Annotated in this window: 11 protein-coding genes and 1 pseudogene; 11 read left to right on the top strand and 1 reads right to left on the bottom strand. The window is 51.9% G+C overall.

What is annotated here, in order from left to right; all coding sequences use genetic code 11:
* From CWM66_RS23675 to CWM66_RS23665, 3 genes are read left to right on the top strand one after another with little or no spacing between them, the layout of a single operon-like run.
* The gene (locus CWM66_RS23675) at window positions 1-522 is read left to right on the top strand and encodes an L-2-amino-thiazoline-4-carboxylic acid hydrolase (RefSeq protein ID WP_071920066.1); all 522 of its coding nucleotides are present in this window, start codon (window positions 1-3) and stop codon (window positions 520-522) included.
* On the top strand, window positions 522-1,274 hold the full coding sequence (locus tag CWM66_RS23670) for a VOC family protein (RefSeq protein WP_007372558.1): 753 nt from the start codon (window positions 522-524) through the stop codon (window positions 1,272-1,274). The genes CWM66_RS23675 and CWM66_RS23670 overlap by 1 nt, the downstream gene beginning before the upstream one ends.
* 13 nt (window positions 1,275-1,287) lie before the next feature.
* Complete coding sequence (locus CWM66_RS23665) at window positions 1,288-2,097, top strand: pyrroline-5-carboxylate reductase (protein ID WP_007372559.1); 810 nt, start codon at window positions 1,288-1,290, stop codon at window positions 2,095-2,097.
* 124 nt (window positions 2,098-2,221) lie between these two features.
* On the opposite strand, the gene CWM66_RS23660 is transcribed toward CWM66_RS23665, so the two are convergent.
* Window positions 2,222-2,914: a GntR family transcriptional regulator gene (locus CWM66_RS23660; RefSeq protein ID WP_079518345.1), complete on the bottom strand. Its 693-nt coding sequence runs from the start codon at window positions 2,912-2,914 to the stop codon at window positions 2,222-2,224.
* 297 nt (window positions 2,915-3,211) lie between these two features.
* On the opposite strand from CWM66_RS23660, the gene CWM66_RS23655 reads away from it, so the two are divergent.
* The 8 genes and pseudogenes from CWM66_RS23655 to CWM66_RS23615 all read left to right on the top strand — a co-directional run.
* Window positions 3,212-3,997: an ABC transporter substrate-binding protein gene (locus tag CWM66_RS23655; RefSeq protein WP_035886946.1), complete on the top strand. Its 786-nt coding sequence runs from the start codon at window positions 3,212-3,214 to the stop codon at window positions 3,995-3,997.
* Window positions 3,998-4,001: 4 nt separating this feature from the next.
* Window positions 4,002-4,976 (top strand): SIS domain-containing protein, encoded by a 975-nt coding sequence (locus tag CWM66_RS23650; RefSeq protein ID WP_007372563.1) that lies wholly within the window; start codon window positions 4,002-4,004, stop codon window positions 4,974-4,976.
* 12 nt (window positions 4,977-4,988) lie between these two features.
* On the top strand, window positions 4,989-5,801 hold the full coding sequence (locus tag CWM66_RS23645; protein WP_107147385.1) for a PfkB family carbohydrate kinase: 813 nt from the start codon (window positions 4,989-4,991) through the stop codon (window positions 5,799-5,801).
* Window positions 5,802-6,108: 307 nt separating this feature from the next.
* A pseudogene (locus CWM66_RS23640) lies at window positions 6,109-8,453 on the top strand (type VI secretion system Vgr family protein).
* A complete protein-coding gene (locus CWM66_RS23635) occupies window positions 8,453-10,153 on the top strand; it encodes a LysM peptidoglycan-binding domain-containing protein (protein WP_107147383.1) in 1,701 nt (566 codons plus the stop codon). Before CWM66_RS23640 ends, CWM66_RS23635 begins: the two are co-directional and overlap by 1 nt.
* A gap of 1,136 nt (window positions 10,154-11,289) precedes the next feature.
* Window positions 11,290-12,174 carry a ParA family protein gene (locus tag CWM66_RS23625; protein ID WP_107147382.1) on the top strand — a complete coding sequence of 295 codons (885 nt, stop codon included), beginning with the start codon at window positions 11,290-11,292 and terminating at the stop codon, window positions 12,172-12,174.
* Between the two features lie 66 nt (window positions 12,175-12,240).
* The gene (gene dnaB-PI / locus CWM66_RS23620; RefSeq protein ID WP_107147380.1) at window positions 12,241-13,599 is read left to right on the top strand and encodes an SPI-7-type island replicative DNA helicase; all 1,359 of its coding nucleotides are present in this window, start codon (window positions 12,241-12,243) and stop codon (window positions 13,597-13,599) included.
* The coding region (locus tag CWM66_RS23615; protein ID WP_107147379.1) for a ParB family protein at window positions 13,596-14,997 on the top strand (1,402 nt) is incomplete at its 3' end. The genes dnaB-PI and CWM66_RS23615, both read left to right, overlap by 4 nt.

Below are 14,997 nucleotides of genomic sequence, written 5' to 3'. Positions count from 1 at the left end.
ATGAGTACAAAACAGCCCGCTTCGGCGCACAATGCGCCGACCCTGGACGACGAGGTTACCCTGGCGCTGCGCGCTATCACTGAAAAACGCGCGGCCACGCTTGGCTATTTGCTTGATGAGTCCCGACAACGCAATCAGTCTGACGATTATGCGCGTGACGCTATCCGCCATTATGGCCGTGATATCGGGCGTTCCGTGCGCGCGAAGATGCGTCATGGTCACGACCTGCAGGAATTTGCCGCCGTATTTACCCGTGGGCTGGAATCGCAGGTTTACGAAATGGAGACCGTTTCGGCCAGTCCGTCAGAGTTTATTGTACTGTTCCATTATTGCCCTTATGTCAATTGCTGGCGTCAGCAGGGACGCGATGCCAGACAGATTGAGACGCTGTGTGATATCTGCATGGAGGGGGATCATGCGTTAACCGATGCGCTTGATGGCGTGCAGCTAGTGGTTGAGACGGCGCTGGCGCGGGGTGATGCTGCCTGCCGCCTGCGTTTCTATCAGTCTCAGGAGGCTTAATGACAACCTTAAAATGGGACCACGCCGTTCAGTTTGTGAACCAGCCGGACGAGGCGATTGCAACGTTTGCCGGGCAGAGGCTCAACGCAGTTGCCGGTGGACGTCACCCTGGCTGGGGAACCTGGAATGCGCTCAGCTATTTCGGACTGACCTACATCGAATTTCTCGCCATTTATGATCATGCTGAACTGGCTTCGGCGCAGGCCGATTTTTTGCTCTCCCATGATGCGGCGAAGCTCTTGCCCGAAAACCAGGTGCTGCACCGGATAGCGTTACGCACAGATGATATTGACCAGACGCATGCAGAGTTTCGCAGTAAGGGGTTACAGGTCTCGCCAATTGTCAACGGTCAACGCAACGACCCGCAAGGAAACGTTATTAGCTGGCGCATTTTTACCATCGGTGGGGATTTTAACGGTTTGCCGTATCCCTTTGTTCTGCAATGGGGGGAAGACGATAACACACGGCTAACGCGGCTACGCGCTCAGGGGCTCGACAGGCCGCATCCGGCAGGCGAGGTGACATTACAGAGCGCTATTTTTGACGTGCAAGACCCGCAGGCCGTGCGCGAGCACTGGCACGCGTTGTTCGGTTTTAATGAACTGCCTGAAGGTCTGGCTGCAGGACTACAGCGCTTTATCTTTCGGCAGGGGGAGGCCAATCGATTAGTCGAACTGGTCTTTAGCGCCTCTGACCCGTCGCTGAAAGGCCAACGTTTTCGCGTAGGTCGCGGTGAATATCGTTTTCAATAAGGAGTGGCCGCTCATGGCAAATGTACATTTTATTGGCGCCGGCCAAATGGCGGAAGCCATTATCCGCGCTTCGCTGGAAACGGGAAAGCTGCGCGCAGAAGAGATTTCGCTTGAGGATATTGATGCTGGCCGTATTGCACTGCTCACTGAACGTTATGGTCTGGTTCAGGAACGGCAGAGTGAACATGTGCTGCGTGAGGCCTCGCTGGTAGTTCTGGGGATCCGCCCGCAGGATGATTTAGTGGGTGTGGCAGCGCGTATTCAGCCTCATCTTTCTGCCGGAACGACGGTGGTTTCCCTGATTGCGGGGGTGACGCTGCTCAAACTGGAAGCGGCGTTGGGAGCGGGAAAACCCATTGCCCGCGTTATCCCTAATACGCTTACCGACACCGGTTTTGGCTACAGCGGCGTGGTACTGAATGCGCAGGCGACCCCTGAACAGGTGGAGCCTTTTCTGACCGGCTTTGGCAAAGTGCTCTACCTGCCAGAACGGCTAATCGATATTTTCACCGGTTTTGGCGTCGCCGGGCCGAACTACATTTATTACTTTATCGAGTCGCTGACCGATGCAGGAGTGCTGGCAGGCTTGTCGCGTGCGCAGGCAAGCGAGGTAGTGCTGGAAAATCTGCAGGGGGCGGTAGAGATGTTGCGCCTGAGCCAGAAACATCCACGGCAGCTTCTGGATATCAACAACTCCCCGGCAGGGGTAGGGATTCATGGGTTATATGAACTTAATAACAGCGATTTCGCTGCAGGTCTGCAACGCAGTGTGCTGGCTGCAGTGAAACGTACCCGTGAGTTGGGTGAGGCACATTCTGAATAGGTGGCAGAATATGGATTGGCGGCACAGCCGGGATGGCATTTATCACCTGCTCCGCTTAATGACGACGGCTGTACTTCCCTGCCTTACGTTCGCAGTGTTGGGGCGAAAACATGCAATAGCCCGGTCACGGTGAAAGCACGTCCACTTCCTTCAGGCCACCATTGATGCGGAAAGCGACGCGTTGCGGATGATTAACCGAGACCAGATATTCAATTGGCTGATGCTGGCTATCGTATATCACACCACGATAGACCAGCGCCGGGCTCTCTGGCTTTGCCTGCAACAGTTGATGCTCCTCTTCGCTCATCGCCGCTGCCCGGATGGTCCCTTCATCGTAAACATCATGAATAGCGTAACGCTCAGCCAGCAGGCGATAAAGAGAGCCTTCTTTTTCTAACATATCAGCGCTCAAATCTGCGACACGGGCTTGAGGTAAATAACTGGTTTCAAGGCAGAAAGGGTATCCATCAGCCAGGCGCAGTCGTTTGATCATCACTAAAGGATCGCCCTCTTCAATGTGCAGCAGCCGTGCAATGCGGGCGCTGGCTGCGGAAATATGAAAGTAGATCAACTGGCTGCTGGGTACTGCGCCATTCAATTCAAGAATTTTACTGATACCCAGCGCAGGTTGCAGAGGGCGTTCAATCGCCGTATCGACCAACCAGGTTCCCTGATTACCCCGTCTTTCCAGCACGCCTTCGTCAATCAATTCGGTGATGATTTTTCGCACTGTCACACGGCTGATCCCCAACAGCTCGCTTAACTCGCGCTCTGCGGGGATCTGATCGCCGCTGTTGAAATCGGGTGAATTGAGTATTCCGAGTAATTTTTTGCGCGCGTCGAGATAGCTCCTGCGCGGCCTTCTGGTCTGTTTTACTGGGCTATTCATGGTCTGTTTTGTTTCGGTTATGGAAAGCAAAAAATAGGAAATCAATCATTTGATTATACAAAACAAAAATCATTGATATCGGTATGGCGTGACACTCAGCATAACATACCACGGCAATTTTTTTGGTCATTATTCGCGAATTATTGTTGCTATATCCGCCAGATCGAGCGTATATCAATCTTCGTGGTATGTTTTTTGGTATTTTTAAATATTAGGGGAACAGCTATGAAAATTAAAAAAGCCATCGCCGGGCTTGCTTCAGCGATAGCAATGTTAGGCTGCATACACACGGCGGTGGCTGCGGATCAACTGCGTTTTGGTATCGACCCGACCTTCCCACCGTTTGAATCGAAAAATGCCAATGGTCAGCTCATCGGTTTCGATATCGACCTTGGTAATGCGATTTGCGCGGAAATGAAGGTGCAATGCTCCTGGGTACAGAACAGCTTCGACGGGCTTATTCCGGCACTCCAGGCAAAGAAATTTGATGCCATTCTTTCTTCTCTGTCGATCACTGATGAGCGCAAAAAAGCCATCTCTTTCAGTGACAAACTCTTCAATACTCCCGCATTCCTGGTTACCTCTAAAGGCAGTTCACTCACCCCCACGGCGGCATCGCTGAAAGGTAAACGTATTGGCGTCCAGCAGGGTTCGGTATTTGAAAGTTATGCCAACAAATACTGGCGCAACGCGGGCGTTGAGGTGGTTGCTTATCCGGATGCGGAATCGGTCTATGCCGATCTGATTAATGGCCGCCTTGATGGCACGCTCGATGATGCGGTGGTGATCACTGAAGCGCTGTTGAGCAAACCACAGGGCCAAAACTTCACGCTAATCCAGCCGCAGGTCAAAGATGATGAGATCTTTGGGCCTGGTACCGGGATCGGGTTACGGCAGGATGATAAAGATTTGCAGGCCCGTTTTAACAAGGCGATCGCCGCGATTCGCGCCAACGGAACCTATGATCGTTTAGCGAAAAAATACTTCAATTTCAATATTTACGGTGATTAACGCCATGCAGACCCAATCCATCATTACCTCCCTGATGAGCAGCCATTTTCAGGATAAGCCGCTGCGTCAGGTTTTCCTGGTCGCTTGCGGTGGCTCGCTGGTAGATATGTATCCTGCTCATTATTTTCTCAATGAGCAGAGTGAAAATCTGCGCTCATGGATGATGACTGCCAATGAATTTGTGCATGCCGCACCGCGCGCGTTAGGTGCCTCGTCACTTGTTATTGTCTGTTCGCATGGCGGCAACACACCGGAGTCTGTGGCTGCGGCTCAACTGGCAAAAAAACGTGGTGCTGCCACTATCACGCTTACGCACAATGCGGAAGCGGAACTGCTGCAATGGGCCGACCATAACCTGTTATATAAATGGGGTGATGATACGCTTGTCACCGAAAACCCGATGGCGCTGATCCTCAGCCTGTGCGTTGATATGCTGCATCAGGTGGAAGGCTTTGCCGAATGGCAGGCTTTCCAGCATGGTTTTGCGCAAATCGATACGGTGATCCGTCAGGCCCGCGCTAAGGTGGCAACCCGCTGCGCTGCGTTCGCAGAACGCTATCAGCATGAGTCCCTGTTCTATGTGCTTTCGAGTGGCGCCTCCTACGGTCATGCCTATGGATTCGCCATCTGCTCACTGATGGAAATGCAGCGTCTCGATGCCGCCTCTATTCACAGCGGAGAGTTCTTTCATGGCCCATTTGAAGTCACCGATAATCACGTACCCTTTATCCTCCTGATGAATGAAGGCCGCACGCGTGCTCTGGATCAGCGTGCGCAGGCGTTCCTGAATCGCTACAACGACAAAACCGAGGTTGTGGATGCCCGCGAGTTGGGCCTGAATGCGCTGCCTGCATCAGTGGTGGACTATTTTAACCCGGTGCTGTTTTACAGCATCATGTGCGACTACCGTGCGGCACTGGCTGATATCCGCCAGCATCCGCTCTCAACCCGCCGCTATATGGGCGTGGTGGATTACTAAGGGCGGCGATCAATGAAAGTCATTGGCATAGGCGACAACGTTGTCGATAAATATGAACACCGGCGTGTTCGGTATCCGGGAGGCAACGCGCTCAATTTCAGCGTGTATGCGGCGATGCTGGATGCATCGGCTGCTTATCTGGGTATTTTTGGTAACGATGCGGCGGCTGACCATGTGATGCGTACGTTGGCAAAGTTCGGCATCGATATAGGTCATTGCCGTCAGGTTGCGGGTGAAAATGGCTATGCGCGGCTGACGATTGAGCAGGGGGAACGGGTGTTTCTCGGTTCGAACCTCGGCGGTGTGCGTCAGACAGAATCGATGGACTTCATTTTGCAACAGATGGACTGGCTTAATGATTTCTCGCTGATCCACACCAGCAGCTATAGCTATATTGATGCGCAGCTACCTGCGCTGGCAACGTTATCCGGATGGCTTTCATATGATTTTTCAGATGACTTCGTCGTTGCACAGGCGCTGCCATTATGCCGCTGGCTCGATGCTGCATTTTTCTCCTGTGCGGAATGGTCGCTGGTAGAAACACGTGAACTCCTGGTTCAGGCGGTGCAGGCAGGCAGCGGTTTGGCGGTCGCGACGCGTGGCGAGCAAGGCGCACTCCTGTTCGACGGTAAAAACTGGTATCAGCAGGAGCCGGAAACGGTAACACCGGTGGATACATTAGGCGCGGGTGATGCGTTTATCACTGCGTTTCTGCTCCATTTACGTCAGCACGGTAATATCGCCGCTGCACTGCAGGCTGCTGCGCATTTTGCAGCGAGAATTTGCCTGGTGGACGGCGCCTTCGGCGAAGGCGAAGCTTATTAACCCCGCAGGAATGTCTCAGCTTTTGAGTGGATTCCCCTTCGTTAATGGAAACCGCTCATTCTGCTGTTTTTGCAGCAAAAATGATGGTCTTGCTCAACGAGCAGTCTTGATGCCGACTTCGGTAAGTCTGGCGTTTCGTTAATATTATTTCTGATTGCCGGTCTGATGACAGAAGGCGCTGCTACTTATTATTGAAGTGTGTAAGTAACTGATTACTTGTGTGGGCTGGTTAATTAAAGAACAATAACCTTAATGGAAAGGTGGGTTTATCGCCGGAAATTTACTTCATTAAGGATAAAGCATGCTGATGGATCAGTCTGCATTCACCGGGAAAGGTTCCTTATCCCGTTACACGCTGGATATCAATCACAGCGCCGTCAGACCGGATGTCTTACGGTTCAGGGGAACAGAAGCACTGAGTCAACCCTTTTCATGGCGTATTGAATTCACCACGCCACAGGTTGTTCAGGGAGAGGACGTATTGCTGAAATACGCCAGTTTCCATATGCGGGGCTGCAAAGTGGTGCATGGCATCATTACCGGTCTTGAATGGATCTCCACCAGTGCTGACCAGTCACATTACGCCGTTACTCTGGAATCACGCCTTGCTCTGCTCTCCCGCTCCCGTCGCTGCGCTATTTATCAGCACCTTTCTGTACCTGAAGTGGTGGCGCAGGTGTTGCGTTCTCACGGGCTGGAGGGAGCAGATTTTGCGTTTACGCTTTCCCGGCATTATCCGGTTCGTGAACTGATAACCCAGTGGCGTGAAACCGACCTGCAGTTTATTCAGCGCATTCTGTCTGACGTGGGTATCTGGTTCCGTCAGGAGATAAACAACGCCACAGATCTGGATGTTACGGTCTTCGGCGACAGCCAGCTCCACTATATCTTTAACGCTGCCCTGCCATACCATGAACCTTCCGGCTTGCATGATGGTGCGGAGCTCTGCTGCTGGGGTGTGCGCACATGGCATCACGTGGTGACGGAGAAAGTTTCGGCCCGTGATTACAATCCTCGTACAGCACTGGATCCAATGGATGCTGCTGTCTCAGTGCATTCTCCAGCCGTAATGACAGGCGAGCATTACCGTTATACAGAACCTTATCTCAACGCCGGAGATGATTCCGACCCGGAGCCTGCAACTGAAAGTGGAGCCTTTTATGCCCGCATTCGCCACGAGCGCGAGCTGAATCAATCCGCTTACCTTCACCTGTTCAGCAACGCTTACTGGTTGAGCCCGGGGAGAGTGTTTGACCCCGTTGGTGCAAAGCTGCACGACCTTAAAGATGGGGTGCTTGTCGCCTTTACATCGTATCGCGGTTCGCGAGACACCCGCCTGTATGTGTCGGTATGGGGAATGCCGTATCGGGAAGAATACTGTTTCCGTCCTGCTGAAATTCCTCGTCCCGGGATTCACGGTACGATTCCGGGGCGGGTGGAAAGTCGTGACAAAAACAATCCTTACGCGTATCTGGATGAAACCGGGCGTTACCGGGTACGGATGGACTTCAATCTGGAAGAGTGTGAACCGGGATTTGCTTATCCATGGTTACGTATGATGAAGCCGTTTGCCGGAGATAAGTATGGCTGGCATATGCCCCTGACAGACGGGACGGAAGTGGGAGTGGCGTTCCACGATGGCAACCCGGACCGCCCATATATTGCGTCGGCCTTCCATGATTCGGAACACGCTGACATCGTTACCCGTGATAACCGCAGCCAGAACATTCTGCGCACCGCGGCGGAAATGAACTGCGGATGGAAGACCTGCGCGGTGAGGAGCATATTGCGCTGACCACCCCGTATGGCGCTTCACAGCTTAATCAGGGACATATCACTGACGAACAGGGCAAACCGCGAGGCTCCGGCTTTGAATTGCGCACCGATGAATACGGTGTAATTCGGGTGGCAAAAGGGCTGTTCGTCACCGCCGAGGGTCAGGCTAAAGCTGCTGGCGATGTGCTGGATATGGAAACCGCCCTGCGGGAAATTGAAATCTGCCGGCATCAGTTACAGGCCCTGGCTGCAGCCGCGGAACAGGCGCAGGCGCTGGAAGCGGATATTGCCAGCCAGATTGCGATGTTTAATGAACGACTGAAGCCGCTTAACGGGATGATTCACTTTCATGGCCCGGAGGGCGTGGCGTTTACCAGCGGTGAGCATATGCAGCTGGCAGCGGCAGACAACATTGTCATGAATGCGGGCGGCGATATCAGTATCGGCGCGATGGGTAATGTGGCTGCGCTGGCAGGCGATAAAATCGGTCTGTTTGCCCGTACAGGAACACTCAGCATTATTGCCAGTGAAGGTCTGGTCCAGTTCCAGGCACAGGGCGGCAACATGCACCTGAGCGCAGAGCAAACAGTGAGAATAACCAGTCTGAGTGAAATCCTCTTTCAGGGTAAGAAGCGCATCACGCTGAATGGCGGCGGCAGTTACCTGAAGTTAGAGGAAGGAAAAATTGAATACGGTACAACGGGGACGTATATCCGCAAAGTTAAACACTCCGGGCTTAGCGCCCCTGTAGCCATGCCGCTTGACTTGCCCGCGATGGGGAACGCCCCCAAACAGTTTATTGCTGTTACCAGCGGCAAGGACTGCGAGGCAGAGAGTGCGCCTGTCTTTAAATTTATGCCGGAGGAGCAAGAATAATGGCCAGGGAAGACCATTACGTAACGATATTTCCGGAAGCGGATGTGACGCCCCGTAAATTTGATGGCCTGCTGGGCTGGTCAGCAGCCTGGCGCTGCGTGGTTGACCCGCAGGAAAAACCCCTGACGCTGGACAGCACCGTATCGCTCAACCCGTCTGCAACCGAGGTGACGGTACAGCCTGGGGATTCGCTCAGTGAAATAGCGCAGGAGCATGACTGCACCGTAAAAGAGCTGGCGAAGCTGAACCATCTTCGCAATCCGTCGCTGATTTTTCCGGGGCAGGTGCTGAAACTCCCCGTTCGTCAGTACCGCATGAGTCAGACGGAGATCGACTCTCTGGCAGCACAAGCTGATACCTCCTGCACGCTCTCCTTTGCCTTTGAGGACCTGATAGAAAAACCGCTGCAAAGGTTTAAGGTCAGAATCGAGTCGGCGGCGGGCGATGTGCTTGAATCGGTGACGGATGAACTGGGCCGGATTCAGGATTACGTCATGGCGAAAGCGGAGGAGATCCGCGTATTTGTGAATGGTGCACACGGTATTAAGGAGGTGGCAAGATTTATACCGTCAGAAGGAAAAAGTGATATCAGACTGACCAGCCCGAAAGTACGGGTAAAGGGCGTGACTCAACCCATTAAAGACCGCGCAGGCCGTATTGATCTTGATAAACATCCTGTCAACACGGTGGTCAGTGGACGGGACAGCAAGGGCAATCCCGTTATTCAGATCAATCATACTTGTCCAAACCGGTATGATCTCCAGTTAGGGGCAAATCTGTGTTATTGGGATCAGATAATAGCCGCATCAGAACGCAGCGGGATTATTCCGCAGAGTATTGCCACGGTTATTAATGCTGAATCTGCTCAGATTAAAGGTGTCTGGAATAAAGATTCAGTGGCAATAAGCCGGGAGAAAACAAAAGCCGCGAAGGCATTAAAAGAACAACAGGGCGAATCAGCCGAAGGCGTTGTGGTTTATGCCAGTTCAGCCGCAGGGATGACGCAGTTTTTAAATGCCACATGGCTTGATGAAACCTTTCGCGAAGGGACTTATCTGAATGAGCAGGCAAGAGTTCGTGGCGTACTGGCAGATAAGCCAAAGCGGGATGCGCTGAACAATATTGAATATCACCCGAAAACCCACCAGCAAATCATCCTGCCGATGTTTGAGATATCACCTGATATATGGTGGACAAAAGAGCAGATTATCGATAACCGATTACTCAGGGGGGTAACGCCTTATCCTCCTCATGCAACAAAAGCGCTTCAGGCATGGCTTAATCTACGTTTTGAGCCGGAATTTATCATTATGGCGGCGGTGGATTACGGGCTATATAACCTCGCTAAGTTACAGGCGGCAGGCTACAACGTGGAAAGCCTGAACGATGCAGAAAAGGCGAAGATCTTTTATCTGACCCATCATCTGGGGCTTGGCGATGCAAAACGGTTTATCAGAAAAACCATTACAGAGGAAAATGCACATAAATTACTGGTGGCACAGGTTGGGGGGAAAAAGGCTGCCAAATCAGTTAAAGGTTATGGGAGTTATGTTCAGGGTCAGAGGGTGTGGTTATCAGATTACATTAATAACAATATCAATCTCCAAAATTTTTATTGTCCGAAAATAGAGTTCACAAAAAAACAGGCGTCAGGTGGTTTAGAAGTTGTAATAGAAAAAATAAAAGGAGACACCAAGTAATGGTTTTACGTTCTATAATTGCAGGACTGGTATGGATATCCTCCTCATCATATGCTTTTGAAAAATGCACTCAAAGGACAAATTGTGATAATACAACGTTAGGGAAATTAGAGTATATTTGGGGTCAAGAATCGAACGATAAAAATCGCATGTTACACTCAATGGAAATAATATACTCACTGTGGATGGTAGCCAGATTGGTCGGGAGTCTAATGGAGATAGTTTCATTTTAGATAAAAATAACAATGTAAGCAGAATTATATTTATTTCCTCAATACTCCGCAATATATAAAACTGACCCTAAATACGGAGATTTGTATCGATACAGAGCCTATAGGCTTTTTGATTTTTCAGGTAAAGAGGTTGTGATCTCAAACGAGTTTTACCCACCTGCGAATTATGATACCCCTTTAAGATGGGTGTCGTGGGGGCAAAAAAACTCTGTGATTGCCTTTGATGATGGTTCCCGTTTCAAATATGAAAATGGTCGCGTGACGATGATTGATGATGGTTCCGGGACTGAGGGAAGTGAATGATTTATTGTCGGAGTTTTTATTTGGTGTTAGGTGTCCGATGGCGCTGAGAATAGCTCGTTATCCCCTAAGGTTAGGGGATATATATGGTGAGGCGATAAATTGAAAATGAATGATTATCGCAATGTAATAAAGGGAATCAGGCTTTATGTCAGGAATATGAATTGATGGTGGAAAAACTGCAAAGTGATTCTGTATCTGAATGGCGCAGGATTTCGGGCAGAGTCATAAAGGTGAAGATCTCTGATTTAGCATTATGCTGATTTTGGACCTGGGTCAAATATGGCCGGGGTCGCAAAAGTGCGTGGAATTAAAACGGGTGCGCTTACACCCGGGCCTGGACTAACGCCGTCAGGCGTTGAACAGCGAGCTTGTCGCGCTGGCCCCGAAGGGGTGAGCCGCTTGCGGCGAATAATCGAATGGAGTTCGATGGAGAGTCCGGAAGCAGAAAAGCAAAAACCCAGCCATAGGCTGGGTTCTTTAAATAGTGGTGCCCGGACTCGGAATCGAACCAAGGACACGGGGATTTTCAATCCCCGTGTTTCTGGAAAGCAGTGAAGTGAGCATTCGGTCTTATCTGAATTATGTTATTCAGGTGACGAAATGCATTCAAAAACAAAGGTTGTACCTGTAGTTTCTACCAAAGGTGGTGAGGGGAAATCAACCCAGGCCGCTAATCTGGGTGGTTTTCTCGCCGATGCAGGAATAAAAACCCTCATCATTGACGGCGACCATGCCCAGCCCACAGCCAGTAGTATCTATCCCTTAGAGTACGAAGCGCCATGTGGCCTTTACGAGCTGCTGATGCAGTCCGTTGACCTCTACCGGGCCGAAAACATTATTTCCCGCACCGCGATCGATAATCTCGACGTCATCGTTTCCAATGATCCCCGTAACCTTTTACCTACCTACATGCTTAATGTTGCTGACGGACGCGTGCGTCTTCGCAATGCACTGTCTAATTCAGTGTTCAGCCAGTATGACGTCATCCTGATAGATTCACAGGGATCACGCTCAGTGATGTCGGAGCTGATTATTCTGGCCGCGACCGGTGAAATGATTGGCATGGTCAAACCAGTGCTACCTGATGTGCGTGAGTTCATGCGCGGGACAGTTGCTTTAATGGAAGAACTGCTGCCTTACATGGCTTTTGGAATCACTCTCCCGCGCATACGTATGCTTGTGAACTGCATGGATTATACGCTGCTTGCGAAGACTACTGTGGAGCAGGCCGAAAACATCATCATGAATGGTGAATACAGTCAGCATGCGGATAAAATTGTCATCGATATGCTCCAGACCCGCATTTATGACCTTGACGTTTACAAGCAGGGGCACGCATCCGGATTACCTGTTCACCGCCTTGAGAAGAAAACCAGCCGTAAAAGTGATTCCGCATTTGATTCGATGCAAAAACTCGCCTGCGAACTGTTCCCTGAGTGGAAGCACAGGTTCGATGAGCTTGCAGAGGAAGGGGACACGAAATGACTGCTGTTCGTCCGGCTCCTTTTTACACAGCTTTAAGCCACTCCTTATCGCAAACGGGGGCGGCTTATGTCTGAGATTAAAAAAGCCCTTGATGGGCTGGCTTCCCTCGACGCCGAGCAGTGTGTACTCGGCGGCCTTATGCTGGATAACGATCGCTGGGATGAGGTCGCCTTGCTTATCAGTGCGGAGGACTTTTATTCCCGTCCCCATAGTGTCATCTATCAGGAGATGACGCGTCTGGTGAATGCCGGACGTCCACTGGATTTGCTCACTATCAGCGAGAGCATTGAGAGTCAGGGCAAGCTGGCTCAGCTTGGTGGTTTTGCCTATCTCGCTGAAATCTCCAAAAACATTCCCAGTGCAGCCAATATCATCGCGTATTGCGAAATTGTAGCCCGCTACAGCCGTGCCCGACAGCTGGCCAGAATCGGCGCTGATATCACTCATGATGTCCGTCAACCTGGCAGCGATATTGCTCATATTATGGAGAAAGCTGAGCAGGATATTACCCGGCTGGCTGAGCGCGCTGAACCAGAGCAGGCACACACGCTTATTGATGGCATGGAGAGGTTACTGACTGAGCTAGAACGACGTTGCAACATACCGGATGGTATCACCGGTGCAGTAACCGGATTCAGTGAGTTTGATGATCTGACCAGCGGACTACAGGCAGGTGACCTGGTGCTGATTGCCGCCCGTCCATCAATGGGAAAAACAGCATTGCTTATCAGTCTCCTGCTTAACCACATGATGCAAAAGACCGATTCCAGAGGGCAGTTCTACAGTCTTGAGCAGCCGGAAGAGCAGATTCTTATGCGCATGGTATCAATAATGAGCAGTGTGGAACTCCAGCGCCTGAAGAGCGGCCTGATGGATAATGAAGACTGGGCGCGGGTATCTGATGCATACAAGATTTTGGCTGAGGATTTTAACGCACGCCTGGTTATAGATGACACCAGTGGCCTGACTCCCCAGATGCTGCGTATCCGTACCCGTCGTAATGCGCGCCGTTATGGTGCGCCCTCAATTATTGGCCTCGATTACCTGCAGTTAATGCGCTCTCCGGATCAGGAAAACCGTACACAGGAAATCGCGGAAATCTCCAGGTCACTGAAAGCACTGGCCAAGGAGATGGCTTGCCCTGTTGTTGCGCTTTCTCAGCTTAATCGCTCGCTGGAGAGCCGCCAGGATAAACGCCCGAACAACGGTGATTTACGTGATTCCGGTGCTCTGGAGCAGGACGCTGACGTCATCGTCTTTATTTATCGCGATGAGGTCTATAACGAAGATACTGAAGATAAGGGTGTTGCTGAAATCATCATCAGCAAACAGCGGCAGGGTCCCATTGGCACAGTGCGCCTGCAGTATGAAGGACGTTATACCCGTTTTTCTGACATCACCGGTCGGTCAAGGGGGAACGCATGAGTAACGTCCGTAACCTTAATCTGGGTGCCTCAATGCTGCAGCGCGGTAAATCACCGTCTCAGACTTCGGAGACCCCGGCAGCGCCATTACCGGTCAGCGAGATGGCAATGGTCCTCACCCTTGACCAGCTGCGCCCTAATCCGGACAACCCCCGCAAGAGCCGTAACCCGCATTTCGATGAAATTAAGGCTTCCATCAGGGCCTGTGGGTTGGTCCAGGTACCGAAAGTGACACGCGATCCGGACGGCGAAGACGTTTACATCTTCAGTTCCGGGGGCAATACCCGGTATCAAATCCTCTGCGAACTGTGGCAGGAAACCGGCGATGAGCGTTTTTACCGGGTTCACACCATCTTTAAACCGTGGCCCGGGCGGCTGAAATGCCTTGTCGGGCACCTGACAGAAAATGAGGTACGTGGAGATCTGGCCTATATCGAGAAGGCCTTTGGGGTTCATAAGGCCCGCGTGATTTACGAAGAGCAACTCGGTCGTGCTGTTACGCTGCGCGAACTTTCAGACCTGCTCGGACAGGAAGGTTACCCCATTGATTATTCGAGTGTGAGCCGGATGGAGGATACTCTCAATTATCTGTATCCCCATATGCCAAACCTGCTCGAAGGTGGGATGAGCCGTGGTCAGGTAACGCCGCTCCTGAGCCTCCGCTCCTCTGCCATGAAAGTCTGGAAATCATTCAGCGGTGAAGTCAAACCTGACTGCACGCTCGACGATGTCTTTGGGGCAACATGCCGGTGCTTTGATATGCCCGACAGCTATGCTCTTGATGTTTTCAGGGATGAGTTCATCGGCCAGCTGGTTAAGGCGCTGCCCCATCCGAGCCTGAACTATGATCGCTGGCTGATTGAACTGGACCCCCGCGAGCAGAAACGTCGTGAACAGTTTGGTGATCCGCCGCCGCTGCCGGCGATGACGCCACCGCCGGAAAGAGTGGCTGGCCGCGAGTCTCCGGAGGCACCGGTCACTGTTCTTTCCCCGGATACCGAATCCGAAACGCCGGTCACGGGGCTGCGCAGCGGTACTCTGACCACGCGTGGGCGTCCGGAACCGGCGCAGGAACTGCCTGCAGGCGCTGGGCTGCCTGTGAACGAACGGGTGACCGCCGGCAGTGAACCGCGTCGCGAAGTGCAGAATGACTTTTTTGGCGGACGGCCGGTCATTTCCGGCGAAACGGCTGACACTGACCGCATTTCTCTCCCTGATTTGAACCCGGGCACACTGATGTCAGCATTTGGCGAGGAGAATGCGTACCCGGCTGCGTCCGTCAGTTCGGTCGCCTTTGCCGCAACCGGACTTGAGCCCGTCAGTGATATCTGGCACATCCCGGCACTCCAGGATGATATTGAGCACCTGCAGGATATGGCTTACCGGCTTGTCTTCGAGA

The organism is Kosakonia sp. H7A (assembly GCF_003028445.1).
GTDB lineage: Bacteria > Pseudomonadota > Gammaproteobacteria > Enterobacterales > Enterobacteriaceae > Kosakonia > Kosakonia radicincitans.
This window is presented reverse-complemented; position numbering and strand designations above follow the sequence as displayed.

Bases quoted from the DNA above. Each gene is read 5' to 3' on its own strand.
- CWM66_RS23675 (WP_071920066.1), top strand. From the start codon at position 1: ATGAGTACAAAACAGCCCGCTTCGGCGCACAATGCGCCGACCCTGGAC.
- CWM66_RS23670 (WP_007372558.1), top strand. From the start codon at position 522: ATGACAACCTTAAAATGGGACCACGCCGTTCAGTTTGTGAACCAGCCG.
- CWM66_RS23665 (WP_007372559.1), top strand. From the start codon at position 1,288: ATGGCAAATGTACATTTTATTGGCGCCGGCCAAATGGCGGAAGCCATT.
- CWM66_RS23655 (WP_035886946.1), top strand. From the start codon at position 3,212: ATGAAAATTAAAAAAGCCATCGCCGGGCTTGCTTCAGCGATAGCAATG.
- CWM66_RS23650 (WP_007372563.1), top strand. From the start codon at position 4,002: ATGCAGACCCAATCCATCATTACCTCCCTGATGAGCAGCCATTTTCAG.
- CWM66_RS23645 (WP_107147385.1), top strand. From the start codon at position 4,989: ATGAAAGTCATTGGCATAGGCGACAACGTTGTCGATAAATATGAACAC.
- CWM66_RS23635 (WP_107147383.1), top strand. From the start codon at position 8,453: ATGGCCAGGGAAGACCATTACGTAACGATATTTCCGGAAGCGGATGTG.
- CWM66_RS23625 (WP_107147382.1), top strand. From the start codon at position 11,290: ATGCATTCAAAAACAAAGGTTGTACCTGTAGTTTCTACCAAAGGTGGT.
- dnaB-PI (WP_107147380.1), top strand. From the start codon at position 12,241: ATGTCTGAGATTAAAAAAGCCCTTGATGGGCTGGCTTCCCTCGACGCC.